The 13,173-nt window shown below is 63.1% G+C and carries 13 protein-coding genes; 10 read left to right on the top strand and 3 right to left on the bottom strand.

The genetic code is table 11. From position 1 onward, the window contains the following. Positions 1–60 precede the first annotated feature (60 nt). Complete coding sequence (gorA, locus tag OUZ45_RS08980) at positions 61–1,407, bottom strand: glutathione-disulfide reductase (RefSeq protein WP_266169614.1); 1,347 nt, start codon at positions 1,405–1,407, stop codon at positions 61–63. A 67-nt stretch (positions 1,408–1,474) separates the two neighbouring features. Next, entirely contained in the window at positions 1,475–2,734 is a 1,260-nt protein-coding gene (locus OUZ45_RS08975; RefSeq protein WP_266169612.1) for an NAD(P)/FAD-dependent oxidoreductase, read from the bottom strand. A 53-nt stretch (positions 2,735–2,787) separates the two neighbouring features. Between OUZ45_RS08975 and OUZ45_RS08970 the strand changes: the two genes are divergently transcribed. The 7 genes from OUZ45_RS08970 to OUZ45_RS08940 all read left to right on the top strand — a co-directional run bounded on the left by OUZ45_RS08970 (position 2,788) and on the right by OUZ45_RS08940 (position 8,686). After that, positions 2,788–4,092 carry a hypothetical protein gene (locus OUZ45_RS08970; protein WP_266169610.1) on the top strand — a complete coding sequence of 435 codons (1,305 nt, stop codon included), beginning with the start codon at positions 2,788–2,790 and terminating at the stop codon, positions 4,090–4,092. Between the two features lie 56 nt (positions 4,093–4,148). Continuing rightward, positions 4,149–5,522, top strand: coding sequence for a hypothetical protein (locus OUZ45_RS08965; protein WP_266169608.1), 1,374 nt, complete (start codon positions 4,149–4,151; stop codon positions 5,520–5,522). Positions 5,523–5,605: 83 nt separating this feature from the next. Then, complete coding sequence (locus OUZ45_RS08960; protein ID WP_266169606.1) at positions 5,606–6,181, top strand: C40 family peptidase; 576 nt, start codon at positions 5,606–5,608, stop codon at positions 6,179–6,181. 83 nt (positions 6,182–6,264) lie between these two features. Beyond that, positions 6,265–6,738: a MarR family winged helix-turn-helix transcriptional regulator gene (locus OUZ45_RS08955; protein ID WP_266169604.1), complete on the top strand. Its 474-nt coding sequence runs from the start codon at positions 6,265–6,267 to the stop codon at positions 6,736–6,738. After that, complete coding sequence (locus OUZ45_RS08950) at positions 6,735–7,163, top strand: organic hydroperoxide resistance protein (protein ID WP_266169603.1); 429 nt, start codon at positions 6,735–6,737, stop codon at positions 7,161–7,163. The genes OUZ45_RS08955 and OUZ45_RS08950 overlap by 4 nt, the downstream gene beginning before the upstream one ends. 312 nt (positions 7,164–7,475) lie before the next feature. Further along, positions 7,476–7,871, top strand: a complete 396-nt coding sequence (locus tag OUZ45_RS08945) for a hypothetical protein (RefSeq protein ID WP_266169601.1) — start codon at positions 7,476–7,478, stop codon at positions 7,869–7,871. Between the two features lie 206 nt (positions 7,872–8,077). Then, complete coding sequence (locus OUZ45_RS08940; protein ID WP_266169600.1) at positions 8,078–8,686, top strand: hypothetical protein; 609 nt, start codon at positions 8,078–8,080, stop codon at positions 8,684–8,686. 112 nt (positions 8,687–8,798) lie between these two features. On the opposite strand, the gene OUZ45_RS08935 is transcribed toward OUZ45_RS08940, so the two are convergent. Then, positions 8,799–10,211, bottom strand: coding sequence for a porin (locus OUZ45_RS08935; protein ID WP_266169599.1), 1,413 nt, complete (start codon positions 10,209–10,211; stop codon positions 8,799–8,801). Between the two features lie 260 nt (positions 10,212–10,471). Here OUZ45_RS08935 and OUZ45_RS08930 point away from each other — a divergent pair, with 260 nt between their 5' ends. The 3 genes from OUZ45_RS08930 to OUZ45_RS08920 all read left to right on the top strand — a co-directional run bounded on the left by OUZ45_RS08930 (position 10,472) and on the right by OUZ45_RS08920 (position 13,145). Continuing rightward, on the top strand, positions 10,472–10,753 hold the full coding sequence (locus tag OUZ45_RS08930; RefSeq protein ID WP_266169598.1) for a hypothetical protein: 282 nt from the start codon (positions 10,472–10,474) through the stop codon (positions 10,751–10,753). Between the two features lie 183 nt (positions 10,754–10,936). Further along, a complete protein-coding gene (locus tag OUZ45_RS08925) occupies positions 10,937–11,620 on the top strand; it encodes a carbonic anhydrase (RefSeq protein WP_266169596.1) in 684 nt (227 codons plus the stop codon). Between the two features lie 10 nt (positions 11,621–11,630). Next, complete coding sequence (locus OUZ45_RS08920) at positions 11,631–13,145, top strand: SulP family inorganic anion transporter (RefSeq protein ID WP_266169595.1); 1,515 nt, start codon at positions 11,631–11,633, stop codon at positions 13,143–13,145. Positions 13,146–13,173: the final 28 nt, after the last annotated feature.

The following is a 13,173-nucleotide window of genomic DNA, read 5'->3' as shown; positions in this document are numbered from 1 at the left end:
CACGGCGGTTCGCAGGGAGAAAGTCTCCATCCGCCCAGTTCAGCGAGTTGCGGCCAGCGCTCAGGACATCAACACCAGCTCTTCGGCGGAGCTGGGGTGGATGGCGACGGTGGCATCGAGATCGCGCTTGCGCAGCCCCATCTTCAGCGCCACGGCAAAACCCTGCAGCATCTCGTCCGCACCCGGCCCGAGTGCGTGGATGCCGACCACACGCTGTTCCTCGCCGACGCAGACCAGCTTCATGGCGCTTTGTCCCTTGTGTCCGGCGAGCGCCCATTGCATCGGGGTGAAGCGGCTGTGATGGATCTGCACCTGGTCGCCATACTGTTCGCGCGCTTGCACCTCGCTGAGGCCGACAGCCGCGAGGGGTGGCTCGGAGAAGACGACGCTGGGGATGTTGTCGTAGTCCAGCCGCGCATCCTCCTCGCCGCCGAACCAGCGATCAGCCAGGCGCCGACCCGCCGCCACCGCCACCGGCGTCAGCGCACGACGCCCCGCCACATCGCCCAGTGCGGCAATGCCAGACACGTTGGTGTTCTGCCAGGCATCGACCAGTACATGGCCCTGTGCGTCAACCTGCACACCCGCTGCATCGAGGTCCAGGCGTTCGGTATTCGGTACGCGGCCCAGCGCCCACAACACGGCGTCATAGGGGCCGCAGTCGCCGCGCTCTTCATCCTCCAGCACCACGGCATCCTCTACACGCCGTGCCGCGCGGATGCGTGCCTGATGCGCCAGCCGAATGCCCTGCTCAACCATGTGCTGCCCGAGTGCGCCCACCAGTTCGGCATCGAACTGCCTGAGCAAGTGCTGACGTACATGAAGCGTGACCTCGCTACCCAGCGCACGCAGCAAGCCGGCGAACTCGACGGCGATGTAACCCGCCCCCACCACGGCGATGCGACGCGGCAATTCGCGCAAGGTGAAGATGTCGTCGGATACCAGACCTAACTCGAAGCCAGGCACGTCAAGCCGCTGGGGGCGCGCACCCGTGGCGATTACGATCTGCGGCGCACGCAACTCGGCACCACTGGTGGTGGCAATGGTGTCAGCCGAGACAAAGCGGCCCGCCTCGCGCAGCAACTGCACACCCGCTTCGGCCAGACGGCTCTCGTAGCGCTGCTTGATGCCATCGATATAACTGAGCCGGCGCTGGCGGAAATGCTCCCAGTCCAGTGGCCCCTGCACGCCCGCAAAACCGTAGGCCTCGGCCAGCACCTGCCCCTGGGCAAGTTGCGCGGCGAACCACAACGCCTTCTTCGGCACGCAACCGACATTGACGCAAGTACCTCCCAGTGCACCCGGGTCGAGCAGTGCCACGCGCGCGCCGTGCCGTGCCGCGCGGAAGGACGTGGCAAGACCGCCCGAGCCCGCTCCAAGCACGATCAGATCGTAGGTATCAGCCATTCGCCTTGATTCTCCGTAAGCGGCCACGCTAACGGCCGCGGCTTTAAGTGGGTGTCAACACACGCGGTCAGAGACCGAATCGCGCCGGTGCATAAGGCACTGGATTAATGACCGGAGTGCGCCCTCCCGCCAGTGCAGCAATCAATTCGCCGGTAGCGGCGGACATGCTCACGCCGAGCATGCCGTGACCCGTGGCCAGCAACAGGTTCGACCAGCGCTTGCTAGGACCGATGATCGGCACTTCATCCACGCTCATCGGCCGCCATCCCCACCATTCCTCCAACAACTCCGGTCCTTCGGGTTCATGCAAGGCCGCGGCTGCCCCCCGGCGCAAGGCTTCCAGGCGAGTGCGATTGAGACCCTCGGCATAGCCGGAGAACTCCATCGTGCTACCCAATCGATAGCCGCTGCCCCAGGTGGTGACGCAAACCGCCGCCTCGCGCAGCACCAATGCATACCGCGGCACGCGCGTGGGCCGGGTGTAGGTGAGCGAATAACCCTTGCCGGGCTGCATCGGCAAGCGCAGCCCAAGCTCGCGACCAAGCAGTGGCGACCACGCCCCCAGCGCCATCACGACACGATCACCGTGAAAAACCCCACGCGTGGTACGCACATGAGACACACGGCTGTCCTGCATGCCGAACTGGTCGATGCGCGCACCGCATTCGATCACGCCGCCCAGCTCGCGCACGCGGCGTGCCAGTTCGGCGGCGTAGCGGTCCGGGCGCAACTGGGCGTCGCCCGGGTGGAGCAGACCACCCGTCACGCCCGGCTTGAGCGCGGGCTCGGCCGCTTCCACCTCGTCGCCACGCATGCGCCGCACCTCGACGCCAAGACGGTCGAGCAGCGCCGCGTGGTGACGTTCGTCCGCCGCCAATTGGGCCTGGGTGCGGTAGACATACAACTCACCCGGATTCACGAATTCGCAATCCAGTCCGTCGCCCTTGATCAGTGACTCCAGCAAACCGCGCGAGCGCTGCAGGATCGCCGAGCGCGCCACGGCGGCGTGTTCAAAGTCGCGCCAGTTGCAGCGTCGCGCGAACCCCAGCAGCCAGCGCAAGCGCTGCAGGTCGGGGCGTGGGTTGAGGTAGAGCGGCGCATCGGCACGAAACATCGAGCGCAGGGCCAGGCCCAGCATGCCCGGCATAGCCAACGGCGCGGCATGGCTGGGGGTGATCGTGCCGCAATTGCCGTGCGAACTGCCGCAACCCGGCGTACCCTGCTCCAGCACACGCACGGTAGCGCCAGACTTCAGCAAGTAATAGGCACAGGCGAGGCCGATGACGCCACCGCCAAGAACGAGTACATCACTGCGCGAAGCATCCATTCGGCTATTGTAGCGGCGCAGCAGCCCAACCCTATCCCCGGGGGTACTGAGCCATGGACATTGCCGTATCGCGTCTGCATACCCGCATTCTGGCCATCGGCGGGATGCTGCTTTCCCTTGCGTTGCCTTCATCCTCATCGATGGCAACCAGCGCGACGCAGGCCAACGCCTCCTCCGCGCAACCGCCCTCACACGATCTGTTTCGCGAGTTGCAGCCGCTGAAGAATGATCTGCAGCGCTATCGCTACCTGTCCGATGCGCTCCCGCGGTTGCCGCTGGAGGAACGCATCGCCCTGCAGCAATTGCTCGCCGCCGTCGAGGACGAGCTGGGGCTATACGACGAAGCCGTGCGCGACTTCCCCTTCGACAATCGCATTCAGTTCAACGCCGAACTTCCCCAGCCGGCCGAATGGCAGGCCAGCGATGCCGTCGAGGTGATCACGAAACTGGCCGCCGACCGCCGCATCGTGATGGTCAACGAAGCGCACCACGACGCCCATACGCGCGCCCTCACCCTCGCCCTGCTGCCGCGTCTGCGCGCGGAAGGCTTTACGCATTTCGCCGCGGAAGCCTTGAACGACCACGACGGCACCCTGATGCAGCGCGGCTATCCCGTTGCCGATAGCGGCAGCGAGTACCTGCACGAGCCGTTGTACGGCGAAATCGTGCGCCAGGCGATCCAGCTCGGCTTCATCGTGGTGCCCTACGAATCTGAGGCCGGCGACCTGGCCGAGCGCGAGGCCGGACAGGCGCGACAGCTTTATCGCAAAGTGTTCCAAGCCGAGCCCAATGCACGCCTGTTCGTGCACGCAGGCTATGCGCATATCGACAAGGCGCCGGGCAACTTGGGCGGCACCATTCCGCCCATGGCCATGCTGCTGAAGCGCCTGAGCGGCTTCGACCCGCTAACGATCGACCAGACGCGATGGCGCGACATCGGCTCCTCAGCGGGCAACGATAGCTATCGGCAATTGCTCACCCTCTACCAGCCGCAAGGGCCGGTGGTGCTGACCCGGCGTGCGGACGGCACGGCATGGAGCTCCGATCCGACCCGGCACGATGTCGATGTACTGCTGCCACCCACCGGCCACCAGCGCCGCCCTCATTGGCTATCGCTGGATGGACGCCGTAAATCGCACCTGATCACCACCGAACTCTGCAACAGCCACCTTCCTTGTGTGATCGAAGCCCGCTATGCCCATGAATCCAGCGACGCCATTCCGGCCGATCGCTACGGCTTCCTGGACGGTGAGAGCATGAACTCGCTCTACCTCTATCCAGGCAGCTACCGGTTGCGCGCATGGGATGTCGATGGCCGTACGTTGACTCAACGCAACATCGACGTGCCGCGGCCCTGAGCTTCTTACCGAGCCATTTTTGCGTTAGCTTCAGGCCACCCAGGGGGCTTCAAACCATGACCGTACGACGCATCGCTACGATCCTTTGCATGGCCGTATTCTCGCTCGCTCCCGCGAGCCGCGCTCGCGGCGTCGATCCATCCGTCCAAGAACTGTTCAAGACCGTCCAGCCGATGACGGACGACCTCGCTCGCTACCGCTACCTAACGGGAGCCATCCGCAAATTGCCCACAGATGACCAGATGGTAGCCAGGCAGTTGCTGGCGACCACTGAGAACGAACTGGGTATGTACGCCGAAGCGCTGTCCGAGTTTCCCATCGACAGTCGCAAGGTCTATACCGGCCTCGTGCCCCAACCGGGCGAGTGGCAGGCGGTGAGTGCGGCAGAGGCGATTGCACGACTCGCCACCGATCGGCGCATCGTGATGGTCAACGAGGCCCACCACGACGCGCATACTCGGCAGCTCACCCTGGCCCTGCTGCCGCGCCTGCGTGCGCTCGGCTTTACCCATATCGCGCTGGAGGCACTGGGCGATCGGGATAGCGGACTGGCAGCACGCGGCTATCCCACCTGGAACAGCGGCAGCGAGTATGTGCACGAACCCCTGTTCGGCGAGATCGTACGCAAAGCCATCCAACTCGGCTTCGTTGTGGTGCCTTATGACGCCGACAGCGACACGGCGCAGGGGCGCGAAAGCGGACAAGCCAAAAACCTTTACGAGCGCGTACTCGCCGGGCACCCCGAAGCGCGGCTGTTCGTACATGCCGGCTATGCGCATATCGACAAAGCCAAAGGACGCCTGGGCGACGCTTTGCCGATGGCAGCCCAGTTGCAGGCACTGAGCGGAATCGAACCGCTCTCCATCGACCAAACCCAGTTCCGCGAGGCCAACCCTCGCCTGCCATTGTCCGCGTACGACCAGATCATTGCCGCCTTTCAGCCAACCGAGCCGGTGGTGCTGATCCATCGTGGCGACGAACGGGTGCGGAGTGCGGACGCCGCGCTGCACGATGCGACGGTCATTTGGAGTGCCGATCCGGCGCGCTACAACGTGACCGTGATCCTGCCATCGAACAAAAATGCCACCGATGAAGGCAAACAGCAGCCGAGCTGGTACACCCTGGATGGTCAGGCCGTGCCGGTGAAGTCGTTGGCAAGCACCGGCGTGCGCCCCGACTGGCTTTCCCTGCATGGCCAGCGCTTCCCGCTGCCGATCAACACCACGTTATGCGGCCATACCCTGCCTTGTGTCGTCGAAGCCTACTATCTGCATGAACCCTACGAAGCCGTGGCCGCCGATCGCTACGCCTTTCTGCAGTCCAACACCGAGAGCACGCTGTTTCTGTTCCCCGGCTCCTATCGGATGCGCGCCAAGGACGCCGACGGCAAAATGCTGAGCGAACAGACGGTCTCCATCCGGGAGCGCTGACCCAACCTCGCTCACAACGCGAAGACTTCACCCCAACCCATTGATTTGATAACCTCGGCCGCAACTTGTGCCGAGGTTGTCTCATGCGATTGGGCTCCGCCGCCTCCCACACCCAGCGACCGATATCGCCCCGCACGCTGCGACACGCCGCCCTGGCCTTGGCCATCCTGTTATTGGCAGCGTGCTCCAGCGCGCCGCGCCGGCCGCCATCCACCGATAAGAATTCCAACTCGTCGCTAGCGAATCTGCCTGCTCGCGCGCCCTCCGAAGCCAATACCGGCACAGCCAACGACGTGCTGTTTCGCGCCATTGCCCTGGTCGGCACGCCCTATCGTTGGGGCGGCAACACGCCCGATGGCGGCTTCGATTGCAGCGGTTTGGTGGATTACATCTATCGGCAGGCCGCCGGGTTGCAGTTGCCGCGCACTTCGCGCGAGATGTCCGCGATGGATGGCCGCAAGGTGAGCCAGATGACTGAACTGGCTAGCGGCGATCTGGTGTTTTTCGGTAGCCGCAGCGGCATCAGCCATGTTGGCGTCTACGTCGGCAAGGGGCGTTTCGTGCATGCCCCGAACAGCGGCGGCACGGTGCGACTGGACGACATCGACGGCCCGTATTGGAAAGATCACTTCGCTTACGGCAAGCGGCTGCTGGACTGAATCGCCGGTGGCTGCCTTTCATCTATCGCTGCGATTGAAAAATTGAATTGTACACAATTTAATTTTGTGATCTTATTCAGCCCATGAATGACGCCACCCACCCTTCGTTACTGCTCGACCAGCAGCTCTGCTTCGCGCTGTATGCAGCCTCGCGCTCCATGACAGCGGCTTACCGCCCGCTGCTGGACGAGCTTGGCCTCACCTACCCGCAATACCTGACCATGCTGGTGCTGTGGGAACAGGACGGCCTGACCGTGCGCGAGCTGGGCCAGCGGCTGCAACTCGACTCCGGCACGCTCACGCCATTGCTCAAGCGGCTGCAGCAAGCCGCGTTGATCAGCCGCGAGCGCCGCCGCAGCGACGAGCGGGAAGTGGAAATCTGCCTCACCCCGGAGGGACGCGCCCTGCGCGAACCCGCCAAGGCCGTTCCCGCCTGCATGGCGTCCCGGCTCTGCCTCAGTCATGAAGACATGCAACGCCTGCGCGACGAACTCAAGCAACTGGCCGCGCAGCTCTCCCCACCCCAAGCCTGGCTCCCACCAAGGACCCAAACATGAGCATCAACAAGATCCTCTACACCGCCACTGCCACCGCCAAGGGCGGCCGCGAAGGCCATATCCACAGCAGCGACGGCGTGCTCGATTTCGACCTGAAAGTGCCGAAGGAACTCGGCGGCCCGGGCGGCGCTGGCAGCAATCCGGAGCAGCTGTTCGCCGCCGGTTACGCAGCCTGCTTCGAAGGCGCGGTGCGCTATGTGGCACGCGAACAGAAAGTGGCGCTGAAAGAGGCTTCCGTAACTGCACACGTGGGCATCGGCCCGCGCGAACCCACCGGGTTCGGCATCGCCGTGCAGCTGGAAGTGAGCCTGCCCGGCATCGATCGCGACGTCGCGCAGAAGTTGGTGGACGTGGCCCACAGCGACATCTGCCCCTACTCCCACGCCACCCGCGGCAATGTGGACGTACAGATCAAGCTGATCTGAAACACAGCTCTACGCCACCGTAGACGTAGAAGAAACGGCACTCATAGGCAAGGCGTTCGCACTGGTTATTGAAACCGTGGAGTGATGGGGTCCCCCTATTCGACTGAACAGGGGGACTTTCCCTATGCCAAGGCCGCCGACCCGTCGAACATCTATAGGTAGATGGTTGAAGTCGGCGTCGGTCGCGCAGTAGATGGCGTGCAGTGTCATTGGGTCACTGCGATCGGTGGCATGTCATGTCTCGTTCGCTGTGTTGATGATGGTCGACGACTTGGATGGGCTTGCTGGAATCTGGCTGGCGCGGCGCATTGCATGAACAGCATGGTCAGCCATCAACTTGTCATGACTTGGCTGTCTATGACATTCTCGATGCGTATGTTCTTACGACGCCAATCCCATTTCACCCTCCTCGCGCTTATCGCCTGCTTCAGCATCTTGCTGACGACCGCGTATGCCTGGAACGGTGTTCGTGTTTCGGGTGCGGATGCCGCGCTGACCTTGTCCTGCGTTGACGAGGGGCTGCACGGCGCGGATGCGTCGTCCACGGATTGTTCCGCCGAGAACCATGCGCCTGGCGTCGATGATGTACTCGAAGGCCTGTCGCTGACTCTGGCTGTACATGCGAGCAATGACACCGCCCATTCGCCTTTTGTGGCGCTGTGGCGCAATGCCACGATCGCACGACCATCACCACCGCCTGACGTCTGATCCTCGCGGCTGGCTGCCGCTGTAGCTGCCGCACTCGCCTTTAGCCTTTCCATCGCGCTGCGTGCGCCATGCATGGCTTTGCATCTACTCCCTTGCCGATGACCGACGCGACGGACTGTCGTGCCGCGTGCCCGGCTGCACCTTTTGCAGGGCTGGCGCCTATGACGAACGCCGGACTCTGCCTGATCCAGAAACAAGGAATCACCATGAAGAAAAGCTCCTCCCTGCGGTTGACCGCCATGACGCTCGCGCTGTTGGCCCCCCTGGCAACGGCTTATGCCGCGACGGATAACCCGCACCAAGCGGTGGATTACCCTTCGCAAATCGGCCCCTCCGGCATGGCGACTCACAGCGACGCGGATGCGGCGACTGCCGAGGCAAGCAAGCGTGCGGCGCTGAAGCATCAGCCACTAACGGCCGGCGCAACCGTTGTCGAGCCTGGCTACTACAGGGCTGTCGGCAGCCATGGCAAGACGGGACGCTCCGTGACGCTGCTGTCCGCCGGAGCGAAGGCACCCACGCAAAAGCAGCTTGGCGAAAGAGGCAAGTACTTTGCGCCCGAGCGTTGGGAGTGGGTGGCTGATGCACAGAGCGTGACACGGGCGAACGTGGGTTCGGCGTGCCCCAAGAGCGGCGAATGGCATGCCGATGTACCGGTGGATGTGCCTAACTACAAGCACTTTCAGGACGTGGTGGTGACCTGCGACCTGGGCTCGTCGCTGCCGCGCCTGAATATCGGCGATCCGTACGACGATGCGCGCGTGCGCTGGGTTTGGATCGGGCCCGCTGGCGACCAGAAGCATGCGTCGCAATGAGCGCACATCACGGCCAGCGCTCACGATGATCTGATGCGTGCCGGCTGTCTCACTAACGATAAAGGCGGGCCACAAGCCCGCCTTTATGTTGGTTAGCTCCGCCGAAGCGGCTTCAGTAGTTGACCTGCAATTGCACGCGCAACAGGTCGCCCCTTACCCGGCGGTACGGCGCCTCGCTCACATTGGTGCGGTGCATGTTGGCGTAGGCAACGGCGATTTCCACTGCTGTGTTGGGCTGCCATTCCACGCCCAACTCGGTTTCGTTGACCAGCATGTGCGGCGTGTTGGTGTCGAACTTGGACGCGCCACGGTAGCTCTGCCATTTGATGTAAGGCATCCACGTGCCAGTCGAGCCGCTGTCGAACTTGTACATCGCCTGCACGTAGCCGCCGCGGAGCGAGCGCGTGCGAATACGGCCCTCGGCCAGGTCCAGTTGCGGCCCGCGTCCCACCGTCCACTCCGCCTGCAGGCCGAACGGCTGCGGGTAGTAAATGGCGTGCACGGCCACGCGCTGATCCAACGAGCCTTCTTTCGGCGCGGTATCGACCGGCGTGAAGTTTTCGCCGTTGACGGTGACGGCGCTGGGCGCGGCGATCTTGAAGCGGCCGCTGTAAGCGTCGGCGCCCACTTCCATGTATTGCCCATTGGCGAATTTGAATGGGTAGGTGAAGTGCAGCACGGTGTGCAGGCTGTTGTTGCGCTCAGCACGGTTGGCGCCCTGGCCGTTGTAGAAGCCCAGGCCGAACACGCCGTAGTCGCCCGAGCCCTTCAATCCCGACTTGACCAGATACTGGAAGCGTTCCTGCACCGCGGTGGGCGTGTAGTAGAAGAACAGACCGAGGTCGCGCTCGTCGCGCACGCCGGAATTCAGCGCATCGGCGCGATCCGGGGCGAGGCGGTTCTGGCTGGACTGCAGGTTTTCCCAGCCGTAAGGCACTTTGGATTGACCGGCGCGCACGCGGTATTCGCGATCCTTGTCGAAATAAATATCCGCATAGGCATCGCGCAGCTGTGCAAAGTTGGATGTGCTCGAACCCGACGGTGTGCTGGCGAAGTCCGGCTGCAGATAGAAGGAAACGCTGTCGGTGATGTCGCCGCTAAGCACGACGCGGGCACGACGGATGCCAAAGCCCTGGTTGTCGCCGATAAAGCGATCGCTGGGCGAACGCAGCATGCCAGCATCGCCGCCCACGCCCTGGTTGTAGCGCAGCTGTGTATAGCCGCGCACGTTGATGCGCTCGTACCACTTCTTGGCGGCGGGCTTGGTGCTGTTCGGAGTGCTCGACGCGGCCGTTGCGGTGGCGGATGCCTGCTGAGGCAGAGGCGCTTTTGCTGTCTGTGGTTCGCCGCCCTGCTCATCGACCTGGACGAAGGTGCCGAGCTTGACGCGGCCCGTTCCGGGCTCAGCAAAGATCTGCTGCGTCTTGCGGTCGACATAGAGATCGAGCGCGGCGGCGGGCGAGGCTTCGGAGAACGCTGCTGCGCCCATGGTCCAGAGCACGGATGCAAGGGTTTTCTTCTTCATGGCTCAACCTGGTGAGGGATCGGATCAGTGCATTTCGCAAATATTTGCGATATTGCAACTGGGGCGAGCCTAGGTACCGTGGATGTCATTTTTGTGACATCACACCGAAAAACCCTGAACGCCCGGGCCAAATATTCATCCCGAAGAAAAAATGTGACAGAAATGGGTTGCGTTGCAGCATGCGAAATGCGTATCTTCTTACGATGCCTCTGCGTTGCTCGCCGCGTACATTCACCCTGCTGATCGCATGCCTCTTCGGCATGTTGGTGACGCTAGCTGCCACGGCTCAGAGCATCGGCAAGTTGAATCAGCTGAGCGCATCGTCGGCAGCGGTCAACGTGCTGCTGGGTCAAGGGGATCAGGACGCTCCCATCGACAAGGACGACCTATGCGCCGTCGACGACCAGTGTCTGGACGACATCCTGGTCGAGCTTTCACCCTTGCTCAACTGGCACGTGCGTGCGCCGTCCGTCGCCCATGCGATGAACCCCGTGATCGATGACGGCCCCTTCGGGCTGATCTATCCCCCTCCCAACGTCTGACTTTCGCACGCAATCCGTCGTCGCAGCCATGAGCTGATGGCGGAGGAGTTTCGTGCGCCCTCCACACAGGCGGCCCCGTCTGTCTGGGCCCTGGCGTGCCCATGCGCCGGCCGCATGCCCCTCTTAACGACATCAGGCGGCCGTTAGAGCCGTCACCCCCTTAATGCATCGGGAGATTCCATCGTGGAACGTTTGCTTGAAGGTTTTGATCATTTCCGACGCAACGTCTTTCCGGAACAGCGCGAGCTGTTCGAGAAACTGGCGACCGGACAAAATCCCCATACGCTGTTCATTACCTGCGCGGACTCACGCGTGATGCCTGAGATGATTTTCTCGGCAGTACCCGGCGATATCTTCGTCTATCGCAACATCGGCAACATCGTGCCGCCGTATGCGCAGCACGTCAGCGGCGTCGTGGCCGCGATCGAGTACGCCATGAAGGTGCTGCAGGTGCGCCACATCGTCATCTGCGGCCACTCGGATTGCGGCGCCATGAAGGCGCTGCAGGCGCCGGCCAAAATTGCTCATATGCCTTCTGTTGCGGCGTGGTTGAAGCATGCCGATGTGGCGAGGTACGTGGTGGCCGAGAACTGTCCCAGCCTGCACGGCGATGAAGTCTTGAAGCGCCTCACCGAAGAGAACGTCATCGGTCAGCTGGAACATCTGCGCACCTTGCCGGCCGTGGCCGCGGCGATGGCCAACGGCAGCGTAAGCATCCATGGCTGGATCTACGACATCGCCCAAGCTGAGTTGCGCATGTTCGACGCGGTGACGGGGCAGTTCCTGCCATTCGACCCCGCCAGCCGTGAAGTGCCTGAGGCAACGCCGCATGCGCGGTTCGCCATGGCCATGACCCCAGCGGCCTAAGGAGAGCGACGTGCGTGCTTATTTTTCTGGGAATCTTTTCGGGCGCGATCTGCTCGGTTCCATCGTGGTGTTTCTGGTGGCGTTGCCGCTGTGCATGGGCATCGCCATCGCCTCCGGCATGCCGCCGGCCGCGGGCCTGATCACCGGCATCATCGGCGGCATCGTGGTGGGCATCATTGCAGGTTCGCCATTGCAAGTGAGTGGCCCAGCGGCGGGCTTGGCTGTGCTGGTCTTCGAACTGGTGCGCGAGCATGGTGTGGCTGCACTGGGCCCGGTAGTGCTGCTGGCGGGCCTGATCCAGATTGCCGCTGGCCTGTGCCGAGTGGGTATCTGGTTCCGCATGACCTCGCCGGCCGTGGTGGCCGGCATGTTGTCGGGTATCGGCATTCTGATCGTCGCCTCGCAGGCACATGTGATGCTGGATGCCACGCCGCTGGCGCGCGGCCTGGAAAACTTCGCCGCACTGCCGGGCGCTCTCGCGAGTGCGTTCACCGGTGAAGGCACCGGCAAGGCGGCGTTGGGTGTAGGCCTGGCGACCATCGCCATCATGCTGGCGTGGGAAAAGTTTCGCCCCAAGGCGCTGCGTTTCGTACCGGGGGCGTTACTCGCAGTGATCGCGGTGACGGCGTTCGTGCAGTTCCAGGGGATTGGTGTGAGCAAGGTCGATGTGCCGAGCAATCTGTTGTCGGCCATCTCGCTGCCGGGCTTCGATGGACTGGGCAAATTATTGGAACCCTCGCTGGTGGTTGCGGCGCTGACTTTCGCCTTTATCGCGAGTGCGGAGACGTTGCTCTCGGCAGCGGCAGTCGATCGCATGCATGACGGCGCGCGTACCAACTACGACCGTGAGCTGACGGCACAAGGGGTGGGCAATCTGTTGTGCGGCTTTCTCGGTGCCTTGCCGATGACGGGCGTGATAGTGCGCAGCGCAGCCAATGTGCAAGCGGGTTCCGCTACGCGCATGGCGGCGGTATTGCATGGTGGTTGGATCCTGGTGTTCGCCATGCTGTTGCCGTGGCTGATGCGCATGACGCCGGTGTCCTGCCTGGCCGGCATCCTCGTGTACACCGGCGTGAAGATGATCAACTTCCAGCAGGTGAAGCACTTCGCGGCTTACGGCAAGGGCACGGCATTCATCTATGCCGCGACCACCGCGGCAATCGTCGCCACCGATCTGCTGGCCGGTGTATTGGTGGGTTTTGCCTTGTCGCTGTTCCGACTGGCCCTGTTGTCCTCGCGACTCAGAGTCAATCTGGGTGAGCACGAAGAGCCTGGTTCGGCTTCGCTGCGCCTGACCGGCATCGCCACGTTCCTGAAGGTACCTTCGATGGCACGCACACTGGAACAGGTGCCGCCGAACACACGCCTGCACCTGGTGATGGACGAGTTACACCACATTGACCAGGCCAGCTTCGAACTTCTGCGCGATTGGGGTCGCAATGCGAAGTCGCGTGGTTGCGAATTGGTGGTCGATTGGATCGAGCTGGAACGACGCGTCGAAGGCGCAGCCGGAAAAGCGGCTTGAGTGCCGGCAGTCCGAGCCCACCCGTGCA

It is taken from the genome of Dyella subtropica (genome assembly GCF_026283965.1).
GTDB lineage: Bacteria > Pseudomonadota > Gammaproteobacteria > Xanthomonadales > Rhodanobacteraceae > Dyella_D > Dyella_D subtropica.
The sequence above is the reverse complement of the archived record's forward strand: the minus strand, read 5'-3'. Positions and strand labels throughout refer to the sequence as shown.

What these genes read in the sequence shown, in the direction of transcription:
- OUZ45_RS08955 (WP_266169604.1), top strand. Translation starts at nt 6,265, where the DNA reads ATGAATGACGCCACCCACCCTTCGTTACTGCTCGACCAGCAGCTCTGC.
- OUZ45_RS08970 (WP_266169610.1), top strand. Translation starts at nt 2,788, where the DNA reads ATGGACATTGCCGTATCGCGTCTGCATACCCGCATTCTGGCCATCGGC.
- OUZ45_RS08940 (WP_266169600.1), top strand. Translation starts at nt 8,078, where the DNA reads ATGAAGAAAAGCTCCTCCCTGCGGTTGACCGCCATGACGCTCGCGCTG.
- OUZ45_RS08950 (WP_266169603.1), top strand. Translation starts at nt 6,735, where the DNA reads ATGAGCATCAACAAGATCCTCTACACCGCCACTGCCACCGCCAAGGGC.
- gorA (WP_266169614.1), bottom strand. Translation starts at nt 1,407, where the DNA reads ATGGCTGATACCTACGATCTGATCGTGCTTGGAGCGGGCTCGGGCGGT.
- OUZ45_RS08945 (WP_266169601.1), top strand. Translation starts at nt 7,476, where the DNA reads ATGAACAGCATGGTCAGCCATCAACTTGTCATGACTTGGCTGTCTATG.
- OUZ45_RS08935 (WP_266169599.1), bottom strand. Translation starts at nt 10,211, where the DNA reads ATGAAGAAGAAAACCCTTGCATCCGTGCTCTGGACCATGGGCGCAGCA.
- OUZ45_RS08965 (WP_266169608.1), top strand. Translation starts at nt 4,149, where the DNA reads ATGACCGTACGACGCATCGCTACGATCCTTTGCATGGCCGTATTCTCG.
- OUZ45_RS08975 (WP_266169612.1), bottom strand. Translation starts at nt 2,734, where the DNA reads ATGGATGCTTCGCGCAGTGATGTACTCGTTCTTGGCGGTGGCGTCATC.
- OUZ45_RS08960 (WP_266169606.1), top strand. Translation starts at nt 5,606, where the DNA reads ATGCGATTGGGCTCCGCCGCCTCCCACACCCAGCGACCGATATCGCCC.
- OUZ45_RS08930 (WP_266169598.1), top strand. Translation starts at nt 10,472, where the DNA reads ATGTTGGTGACGCTAGCTGCCACGGCTCAGAGCATCGGCAAGTTGAAT.